General features: G+C 53.6%; 20 protein-coding genes and 2 pseudogenes. 19 read left to right on the top strand and 3 right to left on the bottom strand.

Annotation, left to right across the window (positions count from 1 at the left end; translation table 11 throughout):
• Positions 1 to 23: 23 nt before the first annotated feature.
• The 7 genes from KO116_RS26135 to KO116_RS22185 all read left to right on the top strand — a co-directional run bounded on the left by KO116_RS26135 (position 24) and on the right by KO116_RS22185 (position 4560).
• The gene (locus KO116_RS26135) at positions 24 to 152 is read left to right on the top strand and encodes a hypothetical protein (RefSeq protein WP_255319124.1); all 129 of its coding nucleotides are present in this window, start codon (positions 24 to 26) and stop codon (positions 150 to 152) included.
• Positions 153 to 217: 65 nt separating this feature from the next.
• Positions 218 to 1048, top strand: a complete 831-nt coding sequence (gene dsbG / locus KO116_RS22210; RefSeq protein ID WP_052703842.1) for a thiol:disulfide interchange protein DsbG — start codon at positions 218 to 220, stop codon at positions 1046 to 1048.
• A gap of 61 nt (positions 1049 to 1109) precedes the next feature.
• Complete coding sequence (locus tag KO116_RS22205; protein ID WP_035563012.1) at positions 1110 to 1787, top strand: TVP38/TMEM64 family protein; 678 nt, start codon at positions 1110 to 1112, stop codon at positions 1785 to 1787.
• Between the two features lie 90 nt (positions 1788 to 1877).
• On the top strand, positions 1878 to 2405 hold the full coding sequence (locus KO116_RS22200; RefSeq protein ID WP_035563010.1) for a DsbE family thiol:disulfide interchange protein: 528 nt from the start codon (positions 1878 to 1880) through the stop codon (positions 2403 to 2405).
• Positions 2406 to 2473: 68 nt separating this feature from the next.
• Positions 2474 to 3286 carry a prolipoprotein diacylglyceryl transferase gene (gene lgt, locus KO116_RS22195; protein ID WP_035563007.1) on the top strand — a complete coding sequence of 271 codons (813 nt, stop codon included), beginning with the start codon at positions 2474 to 2476 and terminating at the stop codon, positions 3284 to 3286.
• A complete protein-coding gene (locus tag KO116_RS22190) occupies positions 3283 to 3825 on the top strand; it encodes a protein-disulfide reductase DsbD domain-containing protein (RefSeq protein WP_022522186.1) in 543 nt (180 codons plus the stop codon). The genes lgt and KO116_RS22190 overlap by 4 nt, the downstream gene beginning before the upstream one ends.
• Positions 3826 to 4560 (top strand): sulfite exporter TauE/SafE family protein, encoded by a 735-nt coding sequence (locus KO116_RS22185; protein ID WP_035563003.1) that lies wholly within the window; start codon positions 3826 to 3828, stop codon positions 4558 to 4560.
• Here KO116_RS22185 and KO116_RS22180 read toward each other — a convergent pair.
• Positions 4557 to 4982: a MerR family transcriptional regulator gene (locus KO116_RS22180; protein WP_035563000.1), complete on the bottom strand. Its 426-nt coding sequence runs from the start codon at positions 4980 to 4982 to the stop codon at positions 4557 to 4559. The genes KO116_RS22185 and KO116_RS22180 overlap by 4 nt on opposite strands.
• Positions 4983 to 5228: 246 nt before the next feature.
• Here KO116_RS22180 and KO116_RS22175 point away from each other — a divergent pair, with 246 nt between their 5' ends.
• The 7 genes from KO116_RS22175 to KO116_RS22145 all read left to right on the top strand — a co-directional run bounded on the left by KO116_RS22175 (position 5229) and on the right by KO116_RS22145 (position 9078).
• Positions 5229 to 5465 (top strand): hypothetical protein, encoded by a 237-nt coding sequence (locus KO116_RS22175; protein ID WP_035562998.1) that lies wholly within the window; start codon positions 5229 to 5231, stop codon positions 5463 to 5465.
• Positions 5466 to 5565: 100 nt separating this feature from the next.
• Positions 5566 to 6006, top strand: coding sequence for a DUF411 domain-containing protein (locus tag KO116_RS22170; RefSeq protein WP_035562995.1), 441 nt, complete (start codon positions 5566 to 5568; stop codon positions 6004 to 6006).
• A 14-nt stretch (positions 6007 to 6020) separates the two neighbouring features.
• Entirely contained in the window at positions 6021 to 6569 is a 549-nt protein-coding gene (locus KO116_RS22165; protein ID WP_045812314.1) for a TlpA family protein disulfide reductase, read from the top strand.
• Positions 6570 to 6581: 12 nt separating this feature from the next.
• A complete protein-coding gene (locus KO116_RS22160; protein WP_035562993.1) occupies positions 6582 to 6965 on the top strand; it encodes a hypothetical protein in 384 nt (127 codons plus the stop codon).
• Between the two features lie 16 nt (positions 6966 to 6981).
• On the top strand, positions 6982 to 7725 hold the full coding sequence (locus KO116_RS22155) for a cytochrome c biogenesis CcdA family protein (RefSeq protein WP_035562990.1): 744 nt from the start codon (positions 6982 to 6984) through the stop codon (positions 7723 to 7725).
• A gap of 23 nt (positions 7726 to 7748) precedes the next feature.
• Positions 7749 to 8615, top strand: coding sequence for a WD40/YVTN/BNR-like repeat-containing protein (locus KO116_RS22150; RefSeq protein ID WP_035562988.1), 867 nt, complete (start codon positions 7749 to 7751; stop codon positions 8613 to 8615).
• Entirely contained in the window at positions 8608 to 9078 is a 471-nt protein-coding gene (locus tag KO116_RS22145) for a c-type cytochrome (RefSeq protein WP_035562985.1), read from the top strand. Before KO116_RS22150 ends, KO116_RS22145 begins: the two co-directional genes overlap by 8 nt.
• A 505-nt stretch (positions 9079 to 9583) precedes the next feature.
• Here KO116_RS22145 and cadR read toward each other — a convergent pair.
• Positions 9584 to 9991, bottom strand: a complete 408-nt coding sequence (cadR, locus tag KO116_RS22140) for a Cd(II)/Pb(II)-responsive transcriptional regulator (RefSeq protein WP_004364961.1) — start codon at positions 9989 to 9991, stop codon at positions 9584 to 9586.
• A 95-nt stretch (positions 9992 to 10086) separates the two neighbouring features.
• Between cadR and KO116_RS22135 the strand changes: the two genes are divergently transcribed.
• From KO116_RS22135 to KO116_RS22125, 3 genes and pseudogenes are all read left to right on the top strand, one after another.
• A complete protein-coding gene (locus KO116_RS22135) occupies positions 10087 to 10983 on the top strand; it encodes a cation transporter (protein WP_045812313.1) in 897 nt (298 codons plus the stop codon).
• Positions 10984 to 10986: 3 nt separating this feature from the next.
• Complete coding sequence (lspA, locus tag KO116_RS22130; protein WP_035565177.1) at positions 10987 to 11499, top strand: signal peptidase II; 513 nt, start codon at positions 10987 to 10989, stop codon at positions 11497 to 11499.
• Between the two features lie 21 nt (positions 11500 to 11520).
• Positions 11521 to 12812: pseudogene (locus KO116_RS22125) on the top strand (ISL3-like element ISPpu12 family transposase).
• A gap of 50 nt (positions 12813 to 12862) precedes the next feature.
• On the opposite strand, the pseudogene KO116_RS22120 reads toward KO116_RS22125, so the two are convergent.
• Positions 12863 to 13158 (bottom strand): annotated as a pseudogene (locus KO116_RS22120) (TorF family putative porin); the annotation flags it as partial.
• 95 nt (positions 13159 to 13253) lie between these two features.
• On the opposite strand from KO116_RS22120, the gene KO116_RS22115 reads away from it, so the two are divergent.
• Together KO116_RS22115 and KO116_RS24900 are read left to right on the top strand one after the other, a co-directional pair.
• Positions 13254 to 14615, top strand: a complete 1362-nt coding sequence (locus KO116_RS22115) for an IS1380 family transposase (protein WP_045812073.1) — start codon at positions 13254 to 13256, stop codon at positions 14613 to 14615.
• A gap of 351 nt (positions 14616 to 14966) precedes the next feature.
• Entirely contained in the window at positions 14967 to 15287 is a 321-nt protein-coding gene (locus KO116_RS24900) for a hypothetical protein (protein ID WP_164834383.1), read from the top strand.
• The last annotated feature ends 359 nt before the right edge of the window (positions 15288 to 15646 follow it).

The following is a 15646-nucleotide window of genomic DNA, read 5'->3' as shown; positions in this document are numbered from 1 at the left end:
GTCGTGTTAACGAGGAATTCAAAATGATGGGAAGTGAAAGCTGCATGTGGGGTATGGCAGGGATGGGCCTAATAGCGATCTTGTTGATTATTGCACTGGGGCTTGGTGTTGCTGCGCTTATCAAGTACCTGTTTTTTAATAAGAAGCACTAAAACCAGCCAGTAAATGTGATCGACCTAATCCCTTGGAAAAACAGTAATTGATAAAGAGAGCATTCATGAGGCATATCCTACATTCTACTTATTACCTAGCCGCTGCAGGTCTGTTAGGTCTTATTACGTTGCCTGCGTTGGCGCAGGAAGCAGGAACCGATGCCAATGAGAGTCATCAGGCCAGCAGTGCCGCTAATACTGAGTCTCCCTTGCCCAAGACGATTACCGTGTTGGTGGATCAAGGGTTCACATTCCATGGCAGCTTCGAAGCGCCTGACGACCTCCAAGGCTATGCCTTGTCTTATGATAATGAGCCTATGGCGGCTTATATTTCTTCCTCTTCCGACTATGCCGTCATTGGTACGTTAATCGACCCCCAGGGCAATGCCGTCATGGAAAGCCAGCTTCAGGCTCTGGTGCTGGACCCCATGCTGGAAGCTACCTGGAGTGCGTTTGAAAACACTCGTTTTATCTCGGAGGGGAATGATGATGCTTCGCATATTGTGTACACACTAACAGACCCCAACTGCCCCTACTGCAATGCACTCTGGAAAAATTCGCGCCCGCTCATTGAGCAAGGCGTGTTACAGCTTCGTCACGTGCTGGTCGGCGTGCTATCAGAGGACAGTCTTCGCAAAGCTGCTGCAATCCTTGAAGCCGACAATCCGGCCAGTGCTCTCGAAACTCATGAACTGGAATTTCGCAATGGCGGCATAAGGCCGGTGGAGCCGTCGGAGGAGAGTCAAGCGCTTCTTAGAAATCACGCCCAGATCATGCGTGAGGCCGGTGCTACGGGAACGCCGACCAGCTACTACCGTGATGAAGCCGGGAAAGTTCAGCGTATCAATGGCGCAGTGTCGACCGACCAGTTTCGCGAAATATTGGGCGTTGAATGATACACCATAACGGTACAGGGCTGAGATGCGAGTCTCCCCAATCACGACCACTGAGATGCACATGGCAACCAAGCTTAGCGTAAAGCAAACGCTCTTTTTGGGGCTCACTCTATTGATGGGCTTGGCGGCCCTTTATTGGATTCTGATGGAGACCGGCGCCTTGTCGGTCTTGACCGACAAGCAGGCCTTGCGTGAGTGGCTTGATAGGCTGGGCGTCTGGGGGCCGTTGGCCATCATCTTTATGATGATGGCGGCCATTGTCATGAGCCCGATTCCCAGTGGCCCAATTGCGATGGTGGCTGGTGCGCTTTACGGCCCAGTTGGGGGGACGATCTATGTCGTTATCGGTGCCGAAGCCGGTGCTCTGCTCGCTTTCTGCATTGCTCGTTTGCTCGGCTATGAAGTGATGCAACGCTGGCCGCGTACGCGGCCCATCCTCAACTGGCTGGGAAAGGAGCGCTCTCAGACAGGCTTGATGCTCATCGTTTTTGCATCCCGATTGGTGCCCTTCCTTTCGTTTGATGCCGTCAGCTATGCGGCAGGTATCACCCCCCTGTCTTTCTGGCGCTTTTTGATCGCCACACTGGCCGGCGTGATCCCCACGGCGTATCTAATCGTCATGTTCGGCGAAGTGCTGATTACGGCCGACTCCCGTGGCCTCACAATCGCGCTGATTCTCATCAGTGGCATTACATTGCTGCCGCTGCTGGCGAAACGCTTATGGGCTCGACAGCCATGACCGATAGCAACCGAGTGCTCTAAATCAACTTTCGTAAGCATTAACAATGCTCAGCAGGCACTTACCCGCTACTACCTGTGAGACGTACACGTGAAATTTCGGACATTGCTATTTTTACCCCTATTGGGCTTTTTTGGTTTGAGCTTTTTCTTTTATCAGGGCTTATCAATGGATCCTAGCGCCAGAGATTCACCCTTGTTAGCTCAGCCGTTTCCGCCATTCAGACTGACAACGCTGGAAGACCCCTCAAGGCTCGTTAATGAATCTCTTTTTAAAGGAAAGGTGACATTAGTCAATGTGTGGGGAGAGTGGTGTCCGACTTGCAAACATGAAATGCCGCAGTTATTGGATTTAGCCGCGCGAGGCGTCCGCTTGGTTGGGATCAACTATAAGGATACCCAGGCAAAGGGGCTCGAGTTTCTTGACGAGTTCGGGAACCCTTTTGAAGTCAACATCTTTGATCCAGAGGGTAACCTAGGTTTTGAGCTAGGTGTGTATGGCGCCCCAGAAAGCTATCTGGTCGATACCGAAGGCACTATTCGTTACAAACATACAGGTTACATAACGTCTGAAGATGTTGAGCGAGTCATCCAAGAAGTCGAGAAGTGGAAACGATAAAACGGTTATGAAAACGCATTATTTTTTTATTAATGACTCCATCTGTAACGCTAAGTTAAGGAAGGTATATGTTGCAATACCCTCAAATTGATCCGATCGCCATCGCCATAGGCCCTCTTCAGATCCACTGGTATGGCTTAATGTATGTCATCGGGCTAGTCGCTGCTTGGTGGTTGGGTCGGCGTCGCGCCCATCGACTCGGCCTAAGCCACGATGATATGGGCGACCTGATCTTCTACGGCGCCATCGGCATCATCGTTGGCGGCCGTCTTGGCTATGCGCTGTTTTACGGGCTCGAACAACTGCAAGCAAACCCCCTTTGGTTATTAAAAATCTGGGAAGGAGGCATGAGCTTTCATGGCGGCCTTGCCGGTGTATTAGTGGCTGCCTGGCTGTTTGCTCGCAAACATCAACTGGCTTTTATTCAACTGACTGACTTCATTGCTCCGTTAGTCCCGATCGGCCTGGGAGCGGGTCGCCTCGGTAACTTCATCAATCACGAGTTACCGGGAAGAGTTAGTGATGTACCTTGGGCAATGGTGTTTCCATCCATGATGGAGCTGGGCCCAGAGCCACGCCATCCTTCGGCTCTCTACGAGTTTGCCCTTGAAGGTGTCGTGTTGTTTGCCGTGCTGTGGTGGCTATCGCGCCGACCGCGTCAGCGAGGCCTCATCTCTGGGTTGTTCCTGCTTCTGTACGGAGCCTTTCGCTTCATCGTGGAGTTCGTGCGCCTCCCAGACCCTCAGTTGGGATTCATCGCTTTTGGCTGGTTGACCATGGGGCAGCTGTTGACACTACCGATGCTCATAGCGGGTTTTGCTCTGGTCGCTTGGTCCAGACGTCAGCCAGTGGATAAGCCAAAGGCGGCGTTAAACTCATGAAACAAGTCTTCGCTTTTCTAATGGTGGCACTCTTTATAGTCACACCGGTAGCGGCACGTGAAGAGATATTTGGGGTTGGTGACAAAAGCTCCCCTTTTAACCGTTCGACGCAACGTGACTTTCTACCGGCTACAGAAGCCTTCCGAACCACCGCTTGGCGAGACGATGATCGGGTTTATGTCGGTTTCACCGTCGCCGAAGACTATTACCTTCATCGGCATCAGTTTGCGATTGAGAGTCTCTCTCGAAGTATCAATTTCGGAGAGCTGGCTTTGCCACCTGGTGAGCCAATGTCGCACGCATCTTTGGGGGACATTAATGTTTTCTACAATCAGGTGTTGGTGAGTGCGCCCATCGAGGCGAGCGAGACCGTGATCGGACCGTTGGCCGTCGTGGTGACCTTTCAGGGCTGTTCCGATCAAGGACTTTGCTATCCACCCGAACAGGTCGAACTTATCTCACCGTACGGCTCCCCTCCGGCGACCTTCGCCACCAGCCCCTCCCTTGGTACGGCGGATAGCACCAAAGGCGCTCCTTAAATGAATCCCGCCGACCTGAGCCTGCCGCCGCTGGCGGCGGCCTTCGTCTTCGGCTTGCTGGGAGGCGCGCACTGTATCGGCATGTGTGGCGGCATCATGAGTGCCCTGACCTTTGCTGTGCCCCCCAGCATGCGACAACCTAGCCGTTTAGCAGCTCTGTTGCTCGGCTATAATTTAGGCCGTATCAGCAGCTACATGATCGCGGGTGCCTTGGTGGCCCTGCTCGGTTCCGTGCTCAACCATGCATTGGACAGCTTCGCCCTGGTATTGCGTATCCTGGCGGCGGTCATGTTGATACTGATGGCGCTTTATATCGCCAACTGGTGGAAGGGCTTGCTACGTATCGAGGCACTAGGGCGCGTTCTGTGGCGCCGCATCGAACCAATAGGACGTCGCTTGATGCCTGTTGTAAAAGTGCCCCAAGCGTTCGCACTTGGCTCGCTATGGGGCTGGATGCCTTGTGGGCTAATCTATTCGATGCTGGCCTGGAGTCTGGCCGTAGCCGAGCCATTGCGTGCCGCCGCGATGATGGGGGCCTTCGGGCTCGGCACCCTGCCTGCCGTCCTAGCGACCGGTGTGGCAGCGCGCCGCGTCTCAATATGGATACGTAGTCCTGCGACTCGTACGCTAGCAGCGCTGCTAATTATTGCGTTTGCCGTCTGGCAACTCTGGTATTTGGAATCCATGATAGGGATGGTGGATACGCACGGTGCCATGACCCCATCGCACCATTAATGATGACCTCGCTTATCATTAATCTCGACGTCTGATTTTCTAGATCCAAGCGATTCGATGAGCTCCTTCAGGCTGAAACTTTCAGTCATCTTGTCTTGATTCATATTATCTATCCAGCGCGCTATCACCTGGAACTCTTGAGCCCGCAAGTAAAGACGTCCCCTTTGAGTGGCGAGTGGTACTGGTTCAATAAACTCTGCAGTGCCTTGATCCGCCCAAGATAATATTTGCTTGATCTCTGGAAGACTAACACCCAGCGAACGCAGGCAATCGATAAAACGTAGGCGCCCCAAGGACTCTGCATCGTAGAGTTGATAACCGTTGCGCGGGTCGCGGTGCGGTTGCAATAACCCTTCCCTTGTATAGTGGCGTACCGTTTCTGCCGTTACTCCTCCCGTCTGAGCCAGCTCTGAGACTCGCATTGGCTTATCCTCATTCGTTTATTCGTAGCCAGCTTACAACCGTTAGGCTGCCCAAAGGTCAAGTCTTCAGCTGAGCGCTCATGACAAACATTTAGGTTGTATAACGAAATTTAAAATGAGGCCTTGACATTAAAGTCTGCTTTAAGGATATCTTAAAAAAGCACTTCTGCCACAGGATAAAAAACCGTAATCAAGTCCTACCACCAGCGCGTTTGGCAGAGTGACTCACACACAGAGGAGAGTGTCATGCGTAAACGTAATACTGCGATCCTGTTTACTGCCATTGTTGCTGCCAGCAGCTTCGGAGCTAGCTCGCTTCTTGCCCAAGAAGAGAATCAACAGAAGCCGATGGAGGGCAACGCCATGCATAGCAATATGATGCAAGCAGGGGGTATGCACGACATGATGGGCGATATGAAGTCCATGATGGAAAAATGTAACGCCATGATGGAAAACATGCAGCATGAGAACGACGACGCTTAAAGCGGCTCGGATAGGGTTGCTTGTACGCAAGCAACCTTTTCATCATGCGGATAGCGTCGCTTGGACCTTCCTCTCTGATATCTAACCGGACACACAACATATGAAACATTGGAAAGCGCTTGCCGTTACGTCTTTGCTGGCTTTTCCTGTATCGGGATTGGCGGCTGATATATCAGCGACTCTCTACAAAAATCCCAATTGCGGGTGTTGTGCCGAATATGCCAAGTATTTGGAACAAAACGGCTTCGACGTGGAGACGATCGACACCCATGATCTTGTTAAAATGAAAGCCGAGTATAACGTCCCTGAAGAACTGCATGGCTGCCATACCACGGTCGTAGGGGACTATCTCTTCGAAGGGCATGTGCCTGTTGAGAGCGTGACCCAAGTGCTTGATGAAAAGCCCTCTATCATAGGGCTGAGTGTGCCGGGAATGCCGCTTGGCTCACCGGGCATGTCGGGAGAAAAGCGTGGCCCGTTGGAAGTCTATGCCATCGCCTCGCAATCGACTGAGAGCCCCGACATTTACGCGACTCACTAAAGGATAGTGCGGCGATGAAACACCCCATCCTGACAGGACATTTCGTAGCTGTATTTCTGATGACTGCCACATCCCTTGCCATGGCCGCCCCGTCAGAAAGTTCAGGGCCACAGGGGTTTCTTCTCTGGGCTACCCCCAACGACGTGGCACAAATCAGCTTCGAGGATAGCGACGGTACCCCTTTCACGTTGGCTGACTTTGAAGGAAAACTGATTTTACTCAACATCTGGGCAACATGGTGCGGGCCTTGCCGAGAGGAAATGCCCACTTTAGATGCCCTGCAAGATGAGCTTGGCAGCGATGATTTTGAGGTGGTCGCCTTATCGATCGACCGTAAGGGGGGCGAGATTGTTAATGAATTCTATCAAGAGATAGGCATTGAACATCTGGCTCCCTATATAGATAAAACCGGAATGGCTAGCGCAGATCTTGGGGCCGTAGGTATTCCCACGACGCTTCTACTTGACCGCCAAGGCAAAGAAATTGGGCGCCTCGTGGGGGAAGCCGAGTGGAACACTCAAGACATGATCGACTTTCTTGCCGAAATGATTGCAACCAGATAATGAGGTAGCACCATGAGTTGTTGTGACGACAAAACCCAACAGAAAAAACAAAAATCGGGGCTACAAGGCCGGTTGACAGGGCAACGCGGCCTGATGTTGCTGGGTGGCGTGGCAGTGGCTGGCGGCCTTGCTTTTGGCTGGGATAACCTGGTTTTGCTGGGCATCGCGCCTATACTATTGAGCCTATTGCCATGTCTCATTATGTGCGGATTAGGCCTATGCATGATGAAGTGCAAAGACAAAAAAGGTGAAGCGACCGAGCAAAGCGACGCTAACAATGTTCAGGCTCGGGTAGAAGACGCTTCAGAAGTGAATGCTGGCACAGCGTCCACCACTCGCCAAATAGTAGATCAAAACGAGTCAATCAAGCATTCCTCATCAAATTTCCAAGCCTAGCCATGGGTAAAGGGTAATGCTTGAAGTAGCCAATATAGGACTGGTCACTGCCTTTCTGGCAGGCCTGATCTCGTTCATTTCACCCTGTGTTTTGCCACTTGTGCCTGGCTATCTTTCTTTCATGACCGGCCGCTCGCTCGGACAATTACAGAAGGCGGATAGACGAGAGCGACTCCGGGTGTTAACCCAGTCGATATGGTTCGTGCTCGGTTTTTCAACCGTTTTTTTGTTGCTGGGAGCCAGCTCCACCGCCATTGGTCGTCTGCTATTGGTGTATCGCCAAGAAGCAAACCTAGTCGGTGGCCTTATCGTTATACTGTTTGGTGCCTTCATGACCGGGCTCATGCCATGGCGCTGGTTTCATCAAGAATGGCGGTTTATGGGTCGACTGAAGGACGTCGGCGGAAGCCGCAGTGCGGCTTATCTGCTTGGTTTAGCGTTTGCATTTGGCTGGACCCCCTGCATTGGCCCGATTCTGGGTGCCATTCTTACCGTCAGCGCTTCCACGGCCAACGCCTGGAGCGGCATGGCGTTGCTCGGCGTTTATTCTTTGGGTCTGGGTGTGCCCTTCATGCTGAGTGCCCTTTCACTTGATCGCTTCATAAAGCACCAGAAATTCCTGCGTCGCTGGGGGCATTTCATACATATAGCGGCTGGGTTGATCATGATCCTGATGGGTAGCTTAATGATCACAGGCAAACTATCCGAGCTGTCATATTGGTTATTGCGTACTTTCCCTGCCCTAAGTGTTATCGGCTAATCGTTATTTAAGGAAATATTGAAATGCACATGATCGTGAGTCGTTTTTTACGTGTCTTCTTACTGACAGGCTTGGCCGCAGTCAGCTTTGGCAGCGCCATTACGGCCTTGGCAACTGAAGAAAGGTTGCTTGCACTGCAATATGACGTAACAGGCAAACGACTGTTTAAAATTGAGGCTAACCAACTATTCCAGCGTGCCGATGAAGGCATGACCTGGAATGCGATTCCCTTGCCCGAAGACGTGAATGAAGGCCAGTTGCGCGCGGTATCGGTCCCCTCCACTGATCCGCAAGCGCTCTATATCGCAGGCCCCTCAATCGGGGTGCAGCGTAGCACCGACAATGGAGAAACCTGGCAAGAGCTCAGCGCTAACCTACCTAGCCGGGAGGTGACTGCGCTAACCGTGCATCGCCGCCAGGACGAAACACTTTATGCGGTGGTTGCCGATAACGGCATCTACCAAAGCGAGGATGCTGGCAACACCTGGAAGAAAATGGACAGCGGCCCTTCACAAAAGGTTAACCGACTCGTTCACTCTGACATGGAAGGCAGCATGCAGACTGGCTGGCTCTACGCGGTGTCGGACGATGCGGTGCGTCTATCGATGGACTGCTTTTGCGGCTGGAGACCGACCGGAGAGCTTGATGCTGGCAGCGTCTATGATATGGCTTATAGCCTTGGCAACCCAAAGCGAGTCTATGTGGTTACACAGCAAGGACTATGGCGTAGTGAAACGGGTGGTCAAGAGTGGCAACAAGTAGCTGGTGACGGCACAGAGCTCGTTGCACTCACACTCTCCGCCAAAGACACTCTCTATGGTTTAAACCAGAAAGGGGAACTTCTACACAGTGAAGACGAAGGCCAATCCTGGACTTATCCCGATGCGTAAGCACTGTTTTTTCACTGCCTCATGGCTGACGCTAATGGTTGTGGGGCACGCCATGGCTGAGGACCGTCCTTTTTCAAGCGATACTCCTCAGCTGGAAGACGGAAAAAGAGTTTACCGACAATACTGTGCTAGTTGCCACGGTACACAAGGCGAAGGCATGCCCAACTGGGAAGAGCAAAATGCTCTAGGCGAGTTACCTGCTCCACCACATGGGCCAGAGGGCCATACCTGGAAACACTCTGATGCCATGCTCTACCGAATTATTGCCGAGGGTTGGCGCGACTCCTGGAATAAAACCGATAGGCTAACGATGCCAGCGTATCAGGAAGTTTTGGCTCCCAGCGAGATACGAGATGTGGTGAATTATCTCAAGACATTATGGACACAAGAGCAAAGGCGTCACCAAGCAGACGAAAGTATTGAGAACCCCTTTCCAATACAAACTGGAATACCCCCAGAGTAAATAATAGTGTCTATGCCCTATAACAAATTTTCTTAGTCACCTTATGGGTCACCACACTGTTAGCTACCGTCTCAACCGCCCACTTGTGTTATTAAGTAGAAAACAACCTCTTGGTCCTTTTAACTCCGACAAACCTGCTCCCGGCGAATGCTAGCCCTTACTTAGAAAACCAACTTCGCATTGTCAGCGAATAAATATACACTTTAGCGAATCTCAAATGTTTATGTTGAGACATGGAAGTTAACAAATTTCATATAAAATAAACTTATTACCTAACGACTGAGGCGCCTTCAGGCTTAGTAAGATCGACTGGCTCACTTCACAATAAAGTTTTCGTCGCGCCACATATTTGATCTGAAGGCTGTGGAAGGGAGTTAGATTATTATGTTAGGTAAGCAATATAGTGTTAATAAACAACGGGTAAGCGGATTAAATGGTTGATCTTACCTTTGCATGAGAGTGAGACAGACCGGCATCTCATCGGATTATCTGGTTGATGCTTCACCTACTGCTGGTGCATGTTTCCTTCGCTAATTCCAGCAAGAACCCCACACGCCTCAACTTCCCGGTCATCGTTGCAACTCGCTCTCAGTGAAACGAGTTGTTTCTCAAGCGCTTGCAGAGCGGTTATCTGCGACCGCACATGAGAGATGTGATCATCGAGCAAGGCGTTGACGGCGGTACAAGGCTGATGAGGGTCGTCCTGATAGCTCTGTAGTTCGTGAATCTCAGCCAGTGACAGGCCCAGGATTCTGCAGCGACGGATGAAGGCCAGCCCCTCACCATGCTTCTCGGTATAGACACGGTAACCGTTGTCCTGCCGATCAGGCGGCGGCAACAAGCCCTGCTGTTCATAGAAGCGGATCGTCTGTGTTTCGACCCCTACCAACTGCGCCAACTGACCAATGCGCATCAGCCTCCTCCCCAACGGATTCTTTACTCTATTGACCTTATAGTAGCTTTATAGTTTTAAATGGTACCACAACATTGTTCAAGTGGAGTCGTATCATGAGCAAATCCTGTGGTGGCGCCTGTGGCGGTGATGCAACGTCCGCAGCGGATACCGATATACAGGCCTCCTCCGAGGCGCCAGGGAGATGGGTCAGTGTTTATGCCGTGCCGAAGATGGACTGTCCATCAGAAGAACGAATGATTCGCCTAGCCCTGAACGGCTTTGAGGAGATTCGGGCGCTGTCCTTCGACTTGTCGAACCGCCGGCTGAAGGTCGTGCATGACGGCGAGGTCGAGCCCGTCACCTCGAAACTGAAGACCTTGGGGCTAGGCGCCTCGCTTCAGGAAACCGTCGCTGCAAATCCGGAGACCATCAAGGCCGCCGAGTTTTCGGCAGCTTCTGCTAAGCAAGAATCCGGGACCCTGCGCTGGTTGCTCGGCATCAATGCACTTCTGTTCGTGGTGGAAATGACTGCCGGTCTGATGGCTCAGTCAACTGGCCTCATTGCAGAGTCCCTGGACAATTTTGCTGATGCGGCAGTGTACGGACTCGCTCTTTATGCGGTTGGGCATAGCGTGAAAAGGCAGGTCCGTGTTGCGCACGTTGCTGGTGTGGTCCAACTGGTTTTGGCTGTTGGCGTACTCGTAGAGGTCGTGAGGCGCTTTGTATTCGGTAGTGAGCCTGAATCGCTGGTGATGATAGCCATCGCATTCGTCGCATTGATTGCCAATACCGCCTGTCTGCTGATGGTATCCAAACATCGAGGGGGCGGAGCTCATATGAAGGCTAGCTGGATATTTTCGGCCAACGACGTGGTGATCAACCTGGGGGTCATCACCGCCGGCGCCCTGGTCGCGTGGACCGGGTCCAATTATCCGGATCTGATTATCGGCACCATCGCGGGGGGCATTGTACTTAACGGTGCCAGACGCATTTTGGCGTTGAAGGGTTAAATAATGCTCATTATTGGCAAAAAGCTCTCGCCGTATGCCCTATTGTCCATATCGGGCCTGCTGGCAGCGTCTGATCAGGCTGTAAAGTGGCTGGTGCAGCAATCAATGGCCTATGGCGAGTATGTTTCGGTGACCCCGTTCTTTAACTGGGTGCACCTATGGAACACCGGTGCCGCATTCAGTCTTTTTGCGAATGGTGGAGGCTGGCAGCGCTACTTTTTTATCGGAATCGCGGTAGTGGTCTCGATTTTTCTGATCAAGCTGATCCTTGAAAATCGTCATAAAGGAGAAGCCATCGCTTACAGTCTTATCCTCGGTGGCGCCATGGGCAACCTGATTGACCGGGTCTTTCGCGGCTATGTTGTGGATTCCTTTGATTTCTATTGGCGAGACTGGCATTGGCCGGCCTTCAACCTGGCTGATATTGCAATTGTCCTCGGTGCCTTACTTTTCGTTTCCGGCAGCTTTTTGGGTAAAAAAACAAACACCAATGCCGAGCCGGATGGATCTGACTGACACCTACGCCTATACAACACCATGACCGAACTTCCCGACAACATCCTTCACCTGCCGCAATACCAAGTACTGGGCTGCAAATCAACCGACGACGAAATGCACTTCCAGGTGGACGTGCCCGATCCGATCGCCTGCGAGGAATGCGGCGTGCAGGGTGAGTTCGTGCGGTTCGGCAAGCGTGATGTTCCCCATCGTGATCTGCCCATCCAAGGCAAGCGGGTCACTCTCTGGGTGGTCCGCCGCCGATACACCTGCCGGGCCTGCAAGACAACATTCAGGCCCCAGCTACCGGAGGTGGTGGACGGATTCCGTATGACACTGCGGCTGCATGAGTACGTGGAGAAGGAATCCTTCAACCACCCCTACACCTTTGTGGCGGCACAGAGACCGGCCTGGACGAGAAGACGGTGCGCGACATCTTCAACGCCCGCGCCGAGTTCCTGGGGCGCTGGCACCGCTTCGAGACGCCCCGCATCCTGGGCATTGACGAGCTATACCTGAACAAGCGCTACCGCTGCATCCTGACCAACATCGAGGAGCGAACCCTGCTCGACCTGCTGGCCACCCGCCGCCAGGACGTGGTGACCAATTACCTGATGAAGCTGAAAGACCGGCAGAAGGTCGAGATCGTCAGCATGGACATGTGGAACCCTTACCGGGCAGCGGTCAAGGCCGTGCTGCCACAGGCCCGCATCGTGGTCGATAAGTTCCATGTGGTACGCATGGCCAACGATGCCCTGGAGAAGGTGCGCAAGGGCCTCAGAAAGGAGCTGAAACCCTCCCAGAGCCGAACCCTCAAGGGCGACCGGAAGATCCTGCTGAAACGCGCTCACGAAGTTTCAGATCGGGAACGGCTGATCATGGAGACCTGGACAGGCGCATTCCCGCAACTGCTGGCCGCCTACGAGCACAAGGAACGCTTCTACGGCATCTGGGACGCCATCACACGGCTCCAGGCAGAAGCCGCCCTGGACGAGTGGATAGCCACCATCCCGAAGGGCCAAAAGGAAGTCTGGAGCGATCTGGTCAGGGCAGTGGGAAACTGGCGCGAAGAGACCATGACCTACTTCGAGACGGACATGCCCGTCACCAACGCTTACACGGAGTCCATCAACCGACTGGCCAAGGACAAGAACCGTGAAGGGCGCGGTTACTCCTTCGAGGTGATGCGGGCACGAATGCTCTACACCACGAAGCACAAGAAGAAGGCACCGACTGCGAAGGTCTCTCCTTTCTACAAGAAAACCATCGGTTACGGACTGCCGGACTTCGCAGAGGAACTCAACTACGGAGTCGATCTATCAACCATCTGAGGGTGGTATCAGATTGATGGGGTGAAGGTGCCCCATCAACCATTAAATCCGTATACCCAATAAATGTACCCAACGTCATAACCCAGTTCTTCCACAGAGCCGGAGAATCCGGCATAAAGATCAAGCTCATAGCTGGTGCCGTCACCAAAATCGACATTGGAACCCCAGCCACCGGCGTAGAAGCCCGACGCATGCTCATAACATAATCCAACCCTCCCTGGACAGCCGCAGCCCCGTCTGTCTGGGTGACGCCCCGGAACAGATAGTTGCTGCTGGCGCTCACATTTGAGCTGACGTCAGCGCTAACAATGGCGGGCGCAGCCTGAAGTGCTGCAAGCAAAGTGATACTCCTGAATCCGTGAGACCGGCCCCCAGGAATGCTTCTAACCTACTGAACTGCATGGCAATATAGCGAATATCGCCATTCACCCAGACAGTGCCATGCCCAACGTCAAGTTCCGCGCCAGTCGCCGCACCCTCACCAGCCACGCCGGGCTGTCCATCATCGGGCAATGCTTCGAGATCGCTGGCGTCGACAGCATCGACAGCCGCTTCCCCACCACGCTGGGCATGCGCACCAGTGACGTGATCAAGAGCTACCTGGGCCTGCTGTGTCTGGGCATGAGCGACTATGACGCTGTCGAGAACTTCCGCCGCGACAAGCCCTTCCAACAACTGCTGACCCTGCAGAAGGTGCCGAGCGCGGCGACGCTGCGACAGCGGCTGGAGAAACTTGCCGCCAACGACCTGCAGGCGCGCACCGCCACCTGGTCCACGACCCTGCTGTCACTGATCGAAGCACCGATCACCGCCGAGACGACGCACGTCTGCCTGGACATCGACACCTTCGTCATGGACAACAGCAACTCGAAGAAGGAAGGCGTCTCGCGGACCTACCAGAAGGTCGATGGCTACACACCGATCGCCGCCTATCTGGGCAACGAAGGGTGGTGCCTGGGTCTGGAACTGCGGCCTGGCAAGCAGCACACCATGAAGGAGAGCAACGCCTTCCTGGAGCGGGTGCTGCCTCGCACCCAAGGCCTGACCAAGCAACCGATCCTGTTACGCGAGGACAGCGGCTTCGACAGCCAGGCGCACCTGGCGCTTCTCGAACAGCAGCGCCAGGTCTTTGCCGACGAGGGGCGCCGGCTCGACTATGTCGTCAAATGGAACCCGCGCGGCTCGGCCACGGCTGATCGAGATACCTGGCTGGCGGTGGCGGCGGACTACTGGGAAGAGCTGCGTCCTGGCAAGCGCCAGGCGCTGTGGCTGCAGACCGTCTCGATCCACGACGACAACAAGACCGAATACGTCGTCCAACGCGTGATGCGCCTGGTAGAGCGCACCGCCGATCGCGATGGCCAGTTGCTGCTCGAACCGGACTATGAGTTGGAAGGCTGGTGGACCAGCCTGGACGAGGCGCCGGAGGCGGTGATCAAGCGCTACCAGGCGCATGCCACCCATGAGCAGTTTCACAGCGAGATCAAGACCGATCTCGACCTGGAGCGCTTGCCGTCCGGCAAGTTCGCCACCAACGATCTGATCCTGCATCTCGCCCAGTTGGCCTACAACATCCTGCGCCTGATGGGACAGCTGGGCATGACCGGCGAGCTGAGCCCGGTTCGCCACCCGGCCAAGCGGCGCCGGCTGCGCACCGTGCTACAAGAGCTGGTGCACCGTGCGGCTCTCGTGATTCACAAGGCACGGCAGATCATCCTCGACTTCGGGCAGGATATCGGGCGCATGACGGTGCTCAAGACGCTGCGGAGCCGACTGCGTTATCCACGAGGAACGCCATGCTGACCGTCAATCGGCGACACTCTATCCACAAGCAGTTCCAAGCGACACGCGATCGCCAGATATGTCGTGCCTGGCGGGTGGAAAGGCATGACAAAACGGGCCGTCAGCACCGATCAGCACGGTGGGTTTTGGCAATAACGGGCTTGCGAAAGCCAACTTGCACGGGGCGAATGATCAAAAAGTGCTCGCTGGCGGTGATAGGGAAAGTGTCGGCGCCGGCTTCACGGATTCAGGTATTAGAAACAGTGGTTTATGCCTGTTTGAGTGGCGATATAACATCAATAATCATGCTGGCGCGCTCAATAGTGTTATGTTGAAGGGCGTATAATCACTGTTATGTTTTAAGGAGGTAGTTTGAGTAAAGTCGTTGGACGCTGGCGAATTAAGTGGATGGAAATGTGGGATCAAGACTTTGTTGATCTTATCGAGCCCGGATACTTCCAGTTCGATGAAGATGGCCTCGGCTTTTTTGTATTCGGAGCAGTTGAGGGCCAAATCGACTACCGCATTCCAGATGATGGAGGGCGAGTCGAGTTTTCTTGGTCTGGAAATGATGATGGTCGTGAAAAGTCTGGCCGTGGTTGGTTTCAGTTTTCATCTTCAAATTCAGCGAAAGGGGAACTCTTCATTCATTGTGGAGACGAGTCGGCCGTAGAAATCGAATATCAAACATAACTGTCCCTGCTGTATCGAGACCGCGGCCCGCCTCAAAGCCAATACCGGGCTGTTCTCGAAAGCCATCACCATGGCCTGGTTCAGGGAAACAGCCTGGCTGGCTTTGGCCTGCTGATATTCTTTCAGCGACACACTCTCTTGTGCCTGGGCCGACACCATGGGAGAGACGGCCAAGGCTCCCGGAACTATCATCGCGCACAACAACAATCGTTTGTTCATTCAGTATCATCCTGGCTGTTTGACTGAGGTCAGTGAGTCAGCATTTTTGCGTGGGATTCCGGAGCGACCTTACAGACAAACCTTTAATACAGTTTGAAATTCAGGCACCGGATAAGAAATGAGCTTTGGCGGCAGGGGGG

This window comes from Halomonas sp. KO116 (assembly GCF_000734975.2).
Taxonomy (GTDB): Bacteria; Pseudomonadota; Gammaproteobacteria; order Pseudomonadales; family Halomonadaceae; genus Vreelandella; species Vreelandella glaciei.
Note: the sequence above shows the minus strand (reverse complement) of the source record. Positions and strands in the feature narration are given on the sequence as shown.